The following is a 14,156-nucleotide window of genomic DNA, read 5'->3' on the forward strand; positions in this document are numbered from 1 at the left end:
CCTCGCGGCCATGAATACGACCCGCCCCCTTTGCCTGATCGCCGCCCTCGCCGACAACCGTGTGATTGGCCGCGACAATCAACTGCCTTGGCATTTGCCGGCCGACCTTAAACACTTCAAAGCCATGACCCTCGGCAAGCCGATCATCATGGGCCGCAAAACCTGGGATTCCCTGGGCCGGCCGTTGCCAGGTCGGCTGAATCTGGTGGTCAGCCGCCAGGCCGGTTTGACCCTCGAAGGCGCCGAGGTATTTGCCTCGCTGGAAGCAGCCATCGCTCGCGCCGAAGAATGGGCCAGCCGCGAGGATGCCGATGAGCTGATGCTGATCGGCGGCGCCCAGCTCTATGAACAAGGCCTGGCATTGGCACAACGCCTGTACCTGACCCGCGTGGCCCTGAACCCGGAAGGCGATGCCTGGTTCCCCCCGTTCGACGAAGCCGCCTGGCACCTGGCCTCCAGCATCGAGCACGAAGGCAGCGGCGAAACGCCGGCCTACAGCTTTGAAGTGTGGGACAAACGCTAGCCCGCACCGCCTGCTTCACTGACTACGCTGATTAACGCTGCCTCGTCCGAGGCGGCGCGCTGTTATTTCCGAGGTTTTCCCATGCAAGACAACACGTCCGGCTCCGTCGACATCGACCCGGCCGAAGTCGAAACCGTGGCCAAGGTGTTTGTCCGTCATCCGCTCTGGGAGGACGGCCTGGCAATGATTTCCGGCACCGCCATGGTGGCGCTGGGCATCGCCTTCTACGCCCACGCCGGCCTGCTGACCGGCGGCATGGTCGGCCTGGCATTTCTGCTCAAGTACAAATTGGGCGTGGCGTTCGGCTTGATGTTCTTCCTGCTCAACCTGCCGTTCTACCTGCTGGGCATCTGGCGCATGGGCTGGAGTTTCACCTTGCGCACCGGCTGCGCGGTGGCGCTGGTGTCGGTGTTGGCGGAGCTGACGCCGCAGTGGGTGTCATTTGCTCACCTGAGCCCGCTGTACGCGGCGGTGTTCGGTGGGCTGGCGATGGGTTTGGGCCTGCTGATGCTGTTTCGTCACCGCGCCAGCCTGGGCGGGGTGAACATTCTTGCGCTGTTTTTGCAGGAGCGCTTCGGCGTGCGCGCGGGGCTGGTGCAGATGGGCGTGGACGCGGTGATTGTGCTGACTTCACTGTTCGTCATCGCGCCCGACAAGGTTGCCTTGTCGGTGCTTGGCGCACTGGCGCTAAACCTGGTGCTGGCGATCAACCACCGGGCCGACCGCTACACCGGCGTTTCCTGAACGAGCGTTAGTCGGCCGCCAACTGATGGGCGCCTTGCTTGGAACGCTTGTAGGCCATCGCAGCCGCCGACACCGGCGACACGCGGCCCGTCTCGACCCACGTTTTCAGGCGCCCGGCATCGGCGATGTGGGTGTACTTACCGAACGCATCGAGTACCACGAACGCCACCGGCCGGTTGTTCATCATGGTGCGCATCACCAGGCAGTGGCCGGCCTCGTCGGTAAAGCCGGTTTTGGTCAGCTGGATGCTCCAGTTGGCCTTGTAGATCAGGTGGTTGGTGTTGCGAAAGCCGAGGGTGTAATTGGGCTTTTTGAAACTGGCGGTGGTTTCCGGCGTGGTGCTCAGTTGGCCCAGCAGCGGATATTGCTGGCTGGCTTTGAGCAGCTTGACCAAGTCATTGGCGCTGGACACGTTGCGCTCCGACAAGCCGGTCGGTTCGGTGTAACGCGTGTGGGTCATGCCCAACGCGCGGGCCTTGGTGTTCATGGCGTTCACAAACGCCGTCACGCCGCCCGGGTAGTGGTGGGCCAGGCTCGCGGCCATGCGGTTTTCCGACGACATGAGCGCCAGCAGCAGCATTTCGCGGCGAGTGGCCAGGCTGCCCACCTTGACCCGCGAAAACACCCCGCGCATTTCGGGCACGTCCTGAATTTTCACCGGCAACACTTCGTCCATCGGCAACTTGGCGTCGAGCGTGACCATGGCGGTCATCAGCTTGGTCACCGAGGCGATAGGCACCACTTTGTCGGGGTTGCTGGAATACAGCACTTCGTTGGTTTTCAGGTCCACCAGCAGGGCGCTGCCGGAGGCCAATTCCTGAACCTTGACCGGCGTTTTGCCTGCCGGTCTGGCAGGAATTTTCTCTGCCGCTGCGGCGACGGTGCTGAAGGCAAATAAGGTGCAGAACAACACGCGGGCGAGGGCGGGGCGAATATTCACAAGGACGGTCCACATGGCAGATGAAATGGAAGCCAGGGCAGTCCTTGCCGGCCCGCGCAGTATAGGAAAGGCCGGTGCGGTATGGAATGCGCTGTGATGCAGTTCATCAAATGCGATCAGAAAATTCCTATTCCTGATCGTTAAGCTCGGCCTGCAGCCAATCCACAAACGGTTGCAACAAACGCGCCCGCCGTTTGCGCTCAGAAAGCACTGCGTAATAACCGAACCGCGACTGCGCCTGGCCTTCAATCACCCTGCACAGCACGCCTTGGTCCAGCAGCTCATCCACCAGGTGGCTCCAGCCAATCGCCACGCCCTGGCCGGCAATGGCCGCCTGGATCAGCAGCGTGTAGTTGTCGAAACTCAGCGCCGCCGGGCCCACTGGCTGATTAATACCCAGGGCCTGAAACAGCCCGCTCCAATCAAACCAGCGGCTGCTCATGTCCGGCTTCAAGTGCAGCAAGGGCAAGCTCGCCAATTGCTCTTTCGCCAACGGCAGGGTACGGCCTTCCAGCAAGCGCGGGCTGCAAATGGGAAACACCTCTTCGCTGAACAGGCGGCTGGCTTCGGTGTGCTTGAAGCGGCCATCGCCAAAGGTGATGGCGATATCGATGTCGCTGCGCAGGCTGGTCATGCTGCGGTCGCTGGTGATCAGGCTGACGTCCAAGTGCGGGTTGGCCTGGCGAAAGCGCGGCAGCCGCGGCATCAACCAGTACGCGGCGAAGGCGAAATCGGTGGAAACCTGCAGCACCTCGTGCTGGTTTTGCGCGGTGATGGCGGCAACGCCTGCGTCGATGGTTTCTAACCCCTGCTGCACATGCAAGAGCAGCACCTGCCCGGCGTCGGTCAGGGTGATGCCACGGTGAATCCGGTTGAACAACCGCACCGCCAGCTCTTTTTCCAGGCGCTTTATCTGTTGGCTAACCGCCGGCTGCGTGGTGCCCAGTTCGGCAGCGGCGCTGGTAAAGCTCAGCGACCGTGCAGCCGCCTCAAACACGCGAAGCAAATCCAGCGGCAGGCTCACGCCCCGCGCTCACATAAGCAACGGTTATCCGAAACATGCCTGGCCATGCGCTTTACCCCTGAATGCTTGAGGCAGAAGATCGAGCCATCACTATCGCATAACCGATCCGCATAGGATAAGCCTGCCACATGAAGCGCCCGAACATCCTTTTCATCATGGCCGACCAGATGGCCGCGCCACTTCTGCCGATTCACGATCCGGCATCACCGATTCAAATGCCGCACCTCAGCCGCCTGGCCAGCGAGGGCGTGGTCTTCAATTCCGCCTACTGCAACAGCCCGCTCTGCGCACCGTCGCGTTTTACCCTGGTGAGCGGTCAGCTACCGTCGAAAATTGGCGCTTACGACAACGCTGCCGACTTCCCCGCCGATGTGCCGACCTACGCGCACTACCTGCGCCGCCTGGGCTATAAGACGGCGCTGTCCGGAAAAATGCATTTCTGTGGGCCGGATCAACTGCACGGCTATGAGCAACGGTTGACCAGCGACATCTACCCCGCCGATTACGGCTGGGCGGTGAACTGGGACGAACCCGACGTTCGCCCCAGTTGGTACCACAACATGTCCTCGGTGCTGCAAGCCGGCCCTTGCGTGCGCACCAACCAGCTCGATTTTGACGAAGAGGTGGTGTTCAAGGCGCAGCAATACCTGTTCGACCACGTGCGCGAAGCGCCGGGGCAGCCGTTTTGCCTGACCGTGTCGATGACTCACCCGCACGACCCGTACACCATTCCGAAAAAATTCTGGGACCTATATGACGACCAGGACATTCCCCTGCCGCGCCACCCCCGCGCACAAAGCGAGCAAGACCCGCATTCGCAGCGGCTGATGAAAGTGATCGACCTGTGGGACAAACCGCTGCCCGACGACAAAATTCGCGACGCCCGCCGCGCCTACTTCGGCGCATGCAGCTACATCGACAGCAACATCGGCAAACTGCTGGAAACCCTGGAAGCCACCGGCCTGGCGGACAACACCGTGATCGTGTTCTCCGGCGACCACGGCGACATGCTCGGCGAGCGCGGGCTCTGGTACAAAATGCACTGGTTTGAAATGGCGGCCCGCGTGCCGATGGTGATCCACGCTCCCGCGCAGTTCGCTGCCGGCCGGGTGAACGCTTCGATCTCGACCGCCGACTTGTTACCGACCTTTGTCGAACTGGCGGGCGGGCAGCTGCAACACGACTTGCCGATGGACGGCCGTTCGCTGCTGCCGCATTTGCAGGGCACCGGCGGCCACGACGAAGTGTTCGGCGAATACATGGCCGAAGGCACCAATAGCCCGCTGATGATGATCCGTCGCGGCCCGTACAAATTCATGTACTCCGAGCAAGACCCCTGCCTGCTCTACAACACCGAGCAGGATCCCTTCGAGCTTGAAGAGTTAAGCGGGTCGGCCGAGCACCAGACGGTGTTCCAGGCGTTCCTTGATGAGGCGCGCAGCAAGTGGGACATTCCCGCGATTCACCACCAGGTGTTGGCCAGTCAGCGCCGTCGTCGCTTCGTGGCCGGCGCGCTGAGCCTGGGCACCCTCAAGAGCTGGGACCACCAGCCGTTTACTGATGCCAGTCAGCAATACATGCGCAACCACATCGACCTCGACGACCTGGAGCGCAAAGCCCGTTTTCCGCAACCACCTGCCCACACTAAAAACTAAATCCAAGGGGACGCCATGAACATTTTATCCACCAAGTTATCCACAGCCTTGCTCACAGCGGCCGGCGCGCTGGCGCTGACGATTGGCCATGCGCAAGCGGCCGAGTCGTGCGACACCGTGCGCATGGCCGATCCGGGTTGGAGCGACATCGCCGTGACCAATGCCGTAACCAGCTTTTTGCTCGACGGCATGGGCTACAAAGCCAAAATTGACACGCTGGCGGTGCCGATTATTTTTGGCGGCATGAAAGATGGTTTGGTGGATGTGTTCATGGGCAACTGGATGCCCGCGCAGCAAGCCCACTACGACAAATTTGTAAAACCGGGCGATGTGGTGCAACTCAGCAAAAACCTCGAAGGCACAGAGTTCACGCTGGCTGTACCCGATTACGTGTATGCCGCCGGCGTGCATGATTACGCCGACCTAGCCAAGTTTGCCGACAAGTTCGACCAGAAGATTTACGGCATCGGTGCAGGGGCGCCGGCCAACCAGTCGCTGCAAGAAATGATCAGCAAAAACGAGTTCGACCTGGGCAAATGGAAGCTGGTGGAGTCCAGCGAACAGGCCATGTTGTCGGAGGTGGCACGGGCGGTGAAACGCGAGCGTTTCATCACCTTCCTGGGCTGGACCCCGCACCCTATGAACGTGCAATTCAAGATGAAATACCTGAGCGGCGGCGAGAAATATTTCGGCGCCAGCGGCAGCGTCTACACCCTGACCCGCAAAGGTTATGCACAGGCGTGCCCTAACGTCGCCAAGCTGCTCACCAACCTGACGTTCACCCAGGAAATGGAGAACAGCATCATGGCCCAGGTGGCCAATAAAAAAGGCAGCAATGCCGAAGCGGCCAAGGCCTGGATCAGTGCCCATCCCGAGGTATTGAACGGCTGGCTGGACGGGGTGAAAACCAAAGATGGCGGTGAGGCCCTGGCGGCGGTGAAGGCCAAGCTTTAATACGCGCCTCGTCCTGGAGGAGCTAGTTTGCTAGCGAACCGCGCCATCGCCGGTTTGCTGGAAGGTGCAATCCCATGCAATAGCCTGGATCCTCGCGTTCGCGAGGATGACGGAGGTTTGGAGTTGGGGTCGCGTAGGTAAACGCCATCTCCACCCCGTCCACCGTCATCCTCGCGAACGCGGGGATCCAGAATTGTCAGTCATGCGCGTAACGTGAAACCTGCCCCGCGCGCTCACTGCAAAGCCAACTCCCCGGGCGCAGTGTGCCTGTCATGACTGCTACCCTTTGGCCAAACCCTTGTACCGAGATGTAGATGCGCTGGCCCAATCGCTTGATGCTTTTTCCCTTTCTCGCCTGGCTGCCACTCCAGACCAGTCGCTCGCTTCGCCGCGACTTTCTCGTCGGCCTTAGCGGCGCCGTACTCGCCCTGCCACAATCCATCGCCTACGCGCTGATCGCGGGCCTGCCTGCCGAATACGGTTTATACGCTGCCGTGGTGCCGGTCGTTATTGCCTGTTTATGGGGTTCGTCGTGGCACCTGATTTGCGGGCCAACAGCAGCCATTTCTGTGGTCTTGTTCACGAGCGTCAGCCCGCTGGCGATTCCGGGTAGCGCCGACTACGTGCAACTGGTGCTGCTGCTGACCTTTCTCGCCGGATTGTTCCAGTGGTTGTTGGGGCTTCTGCGCTTCGGCTCGCTGGTGAATTTCGTCTCTCACTCGGTGGTGGTTGGTTTCAGCGCAGGCGCGGCGCTGGTAATCGCCCTTGGGCAGTTGCCGTATTTATTGGGCATCGACTTACCCAGCCAGGCGACCGGCTACGACAGCATCACCCACCTGATTCAATTGCTCCCCAGCGCCAACTCAGCCTGTGTCGCGGTTTCGCTGGTGAGTCTAATCAGCAGTCTGGTCGTACGCCGTGTTTGGCCCAGAGCCCCGGCGCTGCTGGTCGGCATTGCCTTGGGCAGCCTCGTCGTCGCGGCGCTGCCGACGTTCTTTGCCGGCGTGCCCCTGGTGCCGGCCTTCACCGGCTCGTTGCCGCCCTTCAGCCCGCTAAGCCTGGACCCCGCGACCGTAATCAGGCTGCTACCTACCGCCGTGGCGTGCGGCATGCTCGGGCTGGTCACCAGCCTGTCGATCGCACGCACGCTGGCCAGTCGTTCTCAGCAAATGCTCAACGCCAACCAGGAGGTGCGCGCGCAAGGTCTGTCGAACATGGTGGGGGCGTGGTTCTCCGGTTATCTGTCGGCCGGCTCGTTCACCCGCTCCGGCCTGAACCTGCAGGGCGGCGCCAGCTCGCCACTTGCCGGGCTGTTTTCGGCCTTGTGCGTGGCCGCTTTCGCGCTGTTCGGCGCGAGGCTAATCGCCCACATTCCGCTTCCCAGCATGGCCGCCAGCATTTTGCTTATCTGCTGGGGCTTGATCGATTTTGCCGGTATTCGCGCGCTTTACCGCGTCAGCCGCTCGGAATTTGTGGTGATGCTGCTGACCCTGGCCGCCACGCTGTTGATGGAGCTGCAAACCGCCATTTATGCCGGGGTGCTGGCCTCGCTGTTTTTCTACCTCAAGCGCACCTCGCAGCCCCGCGTACAGCAGTGGTTTGAAGGCGATGAGGAAATTCTGCGGGTGGAAGGCTCGATCTTTTTCGGCGCCTGCCACTTCCTGCAATTGCGCCTGCAACGCAGCAAGGGCCAGCGGGTGGTGATCGAGGCGCAGCAGATCAACTTTATCGACTACGCCGGCGTAACCATGCTCCACCAGGAAGCCCATCGCCTGCGGGCGCAAGGCCGACGCTTGTGCCTGCGCCGGGCCAAGGCGCAGGTGGTCGAGGAGTTGCTCAAGCTTGAAGGTGAAGCGGGCTGCCCAATCGAGTTCGAGCCGGCTGTTTAACCCAGCTGGCTACGCAGTTCGGCCAGCACGCTGGCGCTGTCCGGGCGAACGCCGCGCCAGAGGAAAAACGCTTCCGCCGCCTGCTCCACCAGCATGCCCAACCCGTCCAGGGTGCGCGCGGCGCCGTGGTCGCTGGCCCACTGGTTGAAGGGCGTGAGGCCTTTGCCATACATCATGTCGTAGCACACGGTATGGCCCGGCTTGATCAGGCTTGGCGAGATGGGCGGCAGCTCGCCGCCGAGGCTGGCGGACGTGCCGTTGATGATCAGGTCCACCGGCACTTCCATCCAGTCAAACCCGCACGCCGCCACCGGGCCGAGGTCGGCAAACGCCTTGGCCAGCGCCTCGGCTTTTTCCACGGTGCGATTGGCGATCACCACTGAATGCGGATGCTCGGCCAACAGCGGCGCCAGCACACCACGCGCGGCGCCGCCCGCTCCCAGCAGCAAAATGCGTTTGCCCTGAAGGGTCAGGCCGGCGTTTACCGTCAGGTCGCGAACCAGGCCGGCGCCGTCGGTGTTGTCGCCGAGCAGCCCGCCGTCGTTCTGTTTGCTCAGGGTATTCACCGCACCCGCGCGCTGCGCCCGAGGCGTCAGGCTGTCGGCGAGCTGGTAGGCCTGCTCTTTGAACGGCACCGTGACATTGCCGCCCCGACCGCTGGTGAAGAACTCACGCGCAAACGCGGTAAAGCCGTCCAGCGGCGCGAGCAGGGCTTCGTAGCTGAGCGATTGGCCGGTTTGCTCGGCGAACAAGCGGTGAATCTGCGGCGACTTGCTGTGGCCAATGGGATTGCCGAATACACCATAACGGTCCATCAGTTAGCGGCCTCGCCCAACCAGTCGCGGTCTTGCAGGAAGTAGTCGGTCAGGCGTGCTTCTTCGCTGCCAGGTTCCGGTTTCCAGTCGTAGCCCCACTGCACGTGCGGGGGCAGCGACATCAAAATCGACTCAGTGCGCCCGCCCGATTGCAGGCCGAAAAGCGTGCCACGGTCATACACCAGGTTGAATTCCACATAGCGGCCACGGCGGAATGCCTGGAATTCCCGTTGCTCAGCGGTGAACGCGGTGTGTTTGCGCCGCTGCACGATCGGCAGGTAGGCGTCGATGTAGGCATCGCCAATGGCGCGGATAAAGGCGAAGCAGGTGTCGAAGTCCCACTCGTTGAGGTCATCGAAAAACAGGCCGCCGATGCCACGGGGTTCGTTGCGGTGTTTGATGTGGAAGTAGGTGTCGCACCAGGCTTTATAGCGCGGGTACACGTCGGCGCCGAACGGTGCACAGGCTTGTTCGGCAACGCGGTGCCAGTGCTGGCAGTCTTCGTCGTTGCCGTAGTAGGGCGTCAGGTCGAAACCGCCGCCAAACCACCACACGGCTTCTTCGCCTTCTTTCTCGGCGATGAAGAATCGCACGTTGGCGTGGGACGTCGGCACATGGGGGTTCGTCGGGTGCATCACCAGCGACACGCCCATGGCTTCAAAGCCTCGGCCGGCCAGCTCGGGACGGTGGGCGCTGGCAGACGGTGGCAGGCCAGTGCCGAACACATGGGAGAAATTCACCCCGCCTTTTTCCAGCAACGCGCCGTTGGCAATCACCCGCGTACGACCGCCACCGCCCGCCGGGCGCTCCCACGCATCTTCAGCGAACGTGGCGCCGCCGTCTTCGGCCTCCAGGGCGGCACAAATACGGTCTTGCAGGTCGAGCAGATAGGCCTTCACGGCTGCGCTACGTTCACTCACAACATCACCTTCAACACGCAAAATTGGAAACGGTTTGGCGCCCAGAAGCCGCAGCGGGCGGGGCTCATAGCCCGAACAGGGGCGCAAGCATACCACCGCCGCAAGCGGATTCGCTGTTGACGGCCATCGGCTCGGGGCGTTGGATAGAGCCCTCTCGTTCGCGCAGCCACAGGAGTGTTCCATGCCCAAGCGTATTCAATTCGCCCGCCACGGCGGCCCCGACGTGCTCGAGTACATCGACTACCAGCCCGCCGCGTTGGGCGACAACGATGTGCGCGTGGCGAATCACGCCATTGGCCTCAACTTTATCGACACCTACTACCGCAGCGGCCTGTACAGCCCGGCCTCATTGCCGTCGGGCTTGGGCGGCGAGGGCGCCGGTGTGGTTGATGCCGTAGGCAAGGCGGTCACCAACGTCAGGGTCGGCGACCGCGTGGCTTACGGCACCGGGCCGTTGGGCGCTTACAGCGAGTTGCATGTGTTGCCCGCTGCGCACGTGGTGAAACTGCCCGATAGCATCAGCTTCGAGCTGGCCGCCAGCGTCATGCTCAAAGGCCTCACGGTGCAGTATTTGTTGCGCCAGACCTACGAGCTTAAAGGCGGCGAAACCATTCTGTTCCACGCGGCAGCGGGTGGCGTGGGCAGCATCGCTTGCCAATGGGCGAAGGCCTTGGGCGTCAAGCTGATCGGCACCGTTGGCTCCGCCGCCAAAGCCGAGCGCGCTAAAGCGTTGGGCGCCTGGGCGACCATCGATTACAGCCATGAAGACGTGGCCGCGCGCGTGCTGGAACTCACCGACGGCAAGAAATGCCCGGTGGTGTACGACTCCATCGGTAAAGACACCTGGGACGTTTCGCTTAACTGCGTGGCGCCGCGCGGTTTGCTGGTGAGCTTTGGCAATTCATCCGGCCCGGTCAGCGGCGTGAACCTGGGCGTGCTGGCGCAGAAGGGTTCGCTGTACGTCACTCGGCCAACGCTGGGCAGCTACGCCGACTCCCCGGCCAGCCTGCAAGCCATGGCGGATGAGCTGTTCGCCATGCTCGCCAGCGGCAAGATCACGGTGGACATCAACCAGCGCTTCGCCTTGAAAGACGCTGCCCAGGCGCATATTGCGTTGTCTGGCCGGCAAACCAGCGGGTCGACCGTGTTGCTGCCGTAAGGCTTAGCTGGCGCGCAGCACGTTGCCGGTGGCCAGGTCGCGAATCACGCTGGGGTTTTTACGCCCACCGAGCGACCCGGTTACCACGGCATCGAGCTGGTCGGGGAAGTACTGCTGAATGCGCAGGCTGTTGCGCGCCGGCAGCTTGCCCGCCGGGTTGGCTGAGGTCGACACCAGCGGGCCGACCATGGCGCAGAGGTCGCGCACCAGTGGATGGTCCGACACGCGCAAGGCCACGGTCTCGTGAATGCCAGTAATCCAGGCGGGTAGCAAATTCTGGTGCGGCACGAGCCAGGTGTTCGGGCCGGGCCAGGTGCTGGCCAGACGGTCTAGCCACAATTCGGGGAAGTCTTCGAGCAGGAAGTCGAACTGGTGAATGGTGTCGGCCACCAGAATCAGGCCCTTCTCCACCGGGCGCTGCTTGAGCGCCAACAGACGCTCGACGGCTTGCGCGTTCCAAGGGTCGCAACCCAGGCCCCACACCGCTTCGGTGGGATAGGCGATGACGCCGCCATTGCGCACTACCCGTGCAGCCTGTTTCACACGCCAACTGCTGATCATGGCCAACCCTCGCTGTATTTCGAACTGCGCGCAGTGTACCCAAGCGCCGCTTAACGGCCCACCCAGACACCGCCCTCGCTGGCGACCTTGCCTTCAAGCTCCAGGTCCGTGAGCGCCGCGAGCACGCGCGGCAACGGCCAGCCGCTGGCCACGGCAAGCGCTTCACTGCTTTGCGGCGCAGCGTGGAGCAATTTCAGAATAGGGTTTTTAACCGCTGCGGGTTTGCGCCGCGCTTGGGGCGCAGGCGCCACGTTCTGCCAACCGCGCAAACCTTCGAGAATGTGCTCGACCGATTCAACCAGCGCCGCGCCATCACGAATCAGCTGATGGCAGCCACGCGCGCCCGGGTGGTGAATGGAACCGGGGATGGCGTACACCTCGCGGCCCTGTTCCAGTGCCAGACGCGCGGTGATCAACGAGCCGCTGGAGGGGCTGGCCTCGACCACCAGCACGCCAAGCGAGAGGCCGCTGATCAGACGGTTGCGCAAGGGAAAATTCGCGGGGATGGGCGGGCTGTCGAGCGGCAGCTCCGATACCAGCGCGCCTTCGCGAGCGATCTCGGCGGCCAGGCTTTTATGGCGCGGCGGATACAACTGGTTAAGACCTGTGCCCAGCACGGCCACCGTCTTGCCCGCCACTGCCAATGCGCCCTGGTGGGCCGCGCCGTCGATGCCCACCGCCATGCCGCTGGTGATGACAAAGCCGCCGCCGGCCAGGCTGCGGGCGAATGCGTTGGCGGTGTCCATGCCGGGCTTGGAGGCCCGGCGACTGCCGACGATAGCCAGTTGTGGTTGCTGCAGCAGGTCCATGTCGCCCGCCACAAACAGCAGCGGCGGCGCGTCCGGCAACTCGGCGAGCAGGGCGGGGTATTCGGGGTTGTCCCACATCATCAGGTGCTGGTTGGCGTGCTCGAGCCATTCGAGGGTGGCGGTTACGCGTTGGCGAACCGACTCGTCGCGCCGAGCTTCTGCGCAGGCGGCCGGCAACTTGAGCGCACGCCACGCGGAAGCCGGAGCGCTGAGGGCCGACGAGGCATTGCCAAAGGCATTTATAAGGGTGCGAAAGCGTTTGCCGCCCAGGTCGGGCAGGCAGTGCAGGCGGATTCGGGCTTCGAGTTCGGCGGGTGAGGTGGCGTGTGACATGCGGATCATCCTTGATCGGAAAAGCTGCTGATTACGGGTCGTTTCCTACAAGACCCCAGAAACAAAAACCCCCGCTTTCGCGGGGGTTCTTGGTGTTACGGATTTCGTACCTTATCCATCGTTTCGAGCTGCCTGGTGGCTTGTAGCACCAGGCCGTAGCTGAGCTTGTCGTAGGTGTGAAACACCATCAACAGACCGGCGCGCTCGTCGGGGATTTTCACTTGTTCGCCAGTAACACGGTCGCGCACGGTTTCGCCGGTTTTGTACACGGCCAACACGTTGCCCTCGACCAGACCGTCACGCTTGCCCTTGTTCAGGGTAACCACGTCGAACTGACCAATCTGCGACACGCCACGTGGAACATCGAGAATCAGACCGCGAATCTCGTTGGTCGGCGCGCTTGGCATAAAGGTGGAATTGACCGGACGTTCTTCGGTGGGGAACAGACGGTCGCCGTTGCGCACTTCCTGAGTGGTACGGCTCAGGGTCAGCGTGGCGACGCCGTCTTCCTCAGCGATCACCTGACCGGCACCGATGTCGTCGGCGTTGATGCCGAGGAATTCTTTGGTGTCGGGATCGGTGTAAGTACGACCTTGGCGGAAGATGCCGTAAACCGGGTGCTGTTCATCAAAGGTGCCGCGAGCATAAACGCGATCGCCCGCGCCGCTGACAACGCGCTCGGCCGTACCGGCAACCACGTAGTTGGCTTTGGTGAAATCTTCGTCGCTGTTCACGATGCGGTTTTTCAGCAAGAAGCTGTTGATGGCTTCCAGCGGAATAGTCGGGATCGCTTGCGCCATCGGCGTGCTGCGAACCTGCGGCGACAGTTTGATGGTGCCACGCGAGGCGCCACGGTTGAGGGTCAGACGCGGCTGGCCGTCAACGTACGTTAGGCTCAGTTGATCGCCTGGATAGATCAGATGGGGGTTTTCAACTTGTGGGTTAGCGTGCCAAATTTCTGGCCACTTCCACGGTTCACTGAGGAACTTCCCGGAAATATCCCAGAGGGTATCGCCCTTGACCACGGTGTAGCGGTCCGGATGACCTTCCTTGAGCTGCACTTCGGCCTGAGCCAAGCCAGAGGCGGCTAGGAGTAGCAGGGCGAGTAGTGATTTCCTCATGCGGTGAATCCCTTTATTATGTGTCTTCACGTAGAACGCCCAAGGGCTGCTCCGAAACCCTCGGAAGCCGCGGCCTGAAGCCGTTTTTCAAAGCTGCTCAGCATATTAGCAGCGGATTTTGACTTTATTCCACAAGTGCATCACACAACGCATATGGCAATCCTAAACATCCTCGAGTTTCCCGACCCGCGCCTGCGTACCATCGCCAAGCCCGTAGACGTGGTTGACGACGCCCTGCGTCAGTTGATCGACGACATGTTTGAGACCATGTACGACGCGCCGGGTATTGGTTTGGCCGCCACGCAGGTAAACGTGCATAAACGCGTGGTCGTCATGGACCTCAGCGAAGAGAAAAACGAACCGCGGGTTTTCATCAATCCCGAGTTCGAATCGCTGACCGAAGAAATGGACCAATACCAGGAAGGCTGCCTCTCGGTGCCCGGTTTCTACGAAAACGTCGACCGCCCGCAGAAGGTCAAAATCAAAGCGCTAGACCGCGACGGTAAGCCCTTTGAACTGATCGCCGAAGGCCTGCTCGCCGTGTGCATTCAGCACGAGTGCGACCACCTCAACGGCAAGCTCTTCGTTGATTACCTGTCTACGCTCAAGCGCGACCGGATCAAGAAGAAGCTGGAAAAGCAGCACCGCCAGCAGGCTTGAAACGCCGATCAAAGGCTTGCTCCGGCAAGCCTTTTTCTTTTCCATGTTT

At 62.0% G+C, this 14,156-nt stretch carries 14 protein-coding genes; 7 read left to right on the plus strand and 7 right to left on the minus strand.

The annotated features are described in order from the left end of the window. The first annotated feature begins 10 nt into the window (after positions 1 to 10). Both ACZZZU_RS14530 and ACZZZU_RS14535 read left to right on the plus strand, forming a co-directional pair. A complete protein-coding gene (locus tag ACZZZU_RS14530; RefSeq protein ID WP_122492251.1) occupies positions 11 to 523 on the plus strand; it encodes a dihydrofolate reductase in 513 nt (170 codons plus the stop codon). An 81-nt stretch (positions 524 to 604) separates the two neighbouring features. Beyond that, entirely contained in the window at positions 605 to 1,267 is a 663-nt protein-coding gene (locus tag ACZZZU_RS14535) for a YitT family protein (protein WP_463384299.1), read from the plus strand. A 7-nt stretch (positions 1,268 to 1,274) separates the two neighbouring features. Here ACZZZU_RS14535 and pbpG read toward each other — a convergent pair whose 3' ends face one another. Continuing rightward, entirely contained in the window at positions 1,275 to 2,222 is a 948-nt protein-coding gene (gene pbpG, locus ACZZZU_RS14540; protein ID WP_463551006.1) for a D-alanyl-D-alanine endopeptidase, read from the minus strand. A 112-nt stretch (positions 2,223 to 2,334) separates the two neighbouring features. Beyond that, positions 2,335 to 3,231 carry a choline sulfate utilization transcriptional regulator gene (locus tag ACZZZU_RS14545; RefSeq protein ID WP_463551007.1) on the minus strand — a complete coding sequence of 299 codons (897 nt, stop codon included), beginning with the start codon at positions 3,229 to 3,231 and terminating at the stop codon, positions 2,335 to 2,337. Between the two features lie 128 nt (positions 3,232 to 3,359). On the opposite strand from ACZZZU_RS14545, the gene betC reads away from it, so the two are divergent. The 3 genes from betC to ACZZZU_RS14560 all read left to right on the plus strand — a co-directional run bounded on the left by betC (position 3,360) and on the right by ACZZZU_RS14560 (position 7,729). Beyond that, positions 3,360 to 4,886: a choline-sulfatase gene (betC, locus tag ACZZZU_RS14550; RefSeq protein WP_463551008.1), complete on the plus strand. Its 1,527-nt coding sequence runs from the start codon at positions 3,360 to 3,362 to the stop codon at positions 4,884 to 4,886. Positions 4,887 to 4,901: 15 nt separating this feature from the next. Next, positions 4,902 to 5,840: a choline ABC transporter substrate-binding protein gene (gene choX, locus ACZZZU_RS14555; protein WP_463551009.1), complete on the plus strand. Its 939-nt coding sequence runs from the start codon at positions 4,902 to 4,904 to the stop codon at positions 5,838 to 5,840. A 314-nt stretch (positions 5,841 to 6,154) separates the two neighbouring features. Further along, positions 6,155 to 7,729: a SulP family inorganic anion transporter gene (locus ACZZZU_RS14560; RefSeq protein WP_463551010.1), complete on the plus strand. Its 1,575-nt coding sequence runs from the start codon at positions 6,155 to 6,157 to the stop codon at positions 7,727 to 7,729. Here the strand turns inward: ACZZZU_RS14560 and aroE are convergent. Together aroE and hemF are read right to left on the minus strand one after the other, a co-directional pair. Continuing rightward, the gene (gene aroE / locus ACZZZU_RS14565; RefSeq protein WP_463551011.1) at positions 7,726 to 8,544 is read right to left on the minus strand and encodes a shikimate dehydrogenase; all 819 of its coding nucleotides are present in this window, start codon (positions 8,542 to 8,544) and stop codon (positions 7,726 to 7,728) included. The two genes, ACZZZU_RS14560 and aroE, sit on opposite strands and share 4 nt — an antisense overlap. Continuing rightward, entirely contained in the window at positions 8,544 to 9,464 is a 921-nt protein-coding gene (gene hemF, locus ACZZZU_RS14570) for an oxygen-dependent coproporphyrinogen oxidase (protein WP_122492259.1), read from the minus strand. The genes aroE and hemF overlap by 1 nt, the downstream gene beginning before the upstream one ends. Before the next feature lie 181 nt (positions 9,465 to 9,645). On the opposite strand from hemF, the gene ACZZZU_RS14575 reads away from it, so the two are divergent. After that, positions 9,646 to 10,623 (plus strand): NADPH:quinone reductase, encoded by a 978-nt coding sequence (locus tag ACZZZU_RS14575; protein WP_463551012.1) that lies wholly within the window; start codon positions 9,646 to 9,648, stop codon positions 10,621 to 10,623. 3 nt (positions 10,624 to 10,626) lie between these two features. Here the strand turns inward: ACZZZU_RS14575 and tsaC are convergent, their stop codons facing one another. The 3 genes from tsaC to ACZZZU_RS14590 all read right to left on the minus strand — a co-directional run bounded on the left by tsaC (position 10,627) and on the right by ACZZZU_RS14590 (position 13,447). Then, complete coding sequence (tsaC, locus tag ACZZZU_RS14580) at positions 10,627 to 11,184, minus strand: L-threonylcarbamoyladenylate synthase type 1 TsaC (protein ID WP_463551013.1); 558 nt, start codon at positions 11,182 to 11,184, stop codon at positions 10,627 to 10,629. 50 nt (positions 11,185 to 11,234) lie between these two features. Then, positions 11,235 to 12,326: a DNA-processing protein DprA gene (gene dprA / locus ACZZZU_RS14585; protein ID WP_463551014.1), complete on the minus strand. Its 1,092-nt coding sequence runs from the start codon at positions 12,324 to 12,326 to the stop codon at positions 11,235 to 11,237. Positions 12,327 to 12,421: 95 nt separating this feature from the next. Beyond that, positions 12,422 to 13,447 (minus strand): LysM peptidoglycan-binding domain-containing protein, encoded by a 1,026-nt coding sequence (locus tag ACZZZU_RS14590; RefSeq protein ID WP_463551015.1) that lies wholly within the window; start codon positions 13,445 to 13,447, stop codon positions 12,422 to 12,424. Positions 13,448 to 13,600: 153 nt separating this feature from the next. Here ACZZZU_RS14590 and def point away from each other — a divergent pair, with 153 nt between their 5' ends. Next, positions 13,601 to 14,107, plus strand: a complete 507-nt coding sequence (gene def, locus ACZZZU_RS14595; RefSeq protein ID WP_122492264.1) for a peptide deformylase — start codon at positions 13,601 to 13,603, stop codon at positions 14,105 to 14,107. Positions 14,108 to 14,156 lie beyond the last annotated feature (49 nt).

Source organism: Pseudomonas sp. AC136, assembly GCF_979258585.1.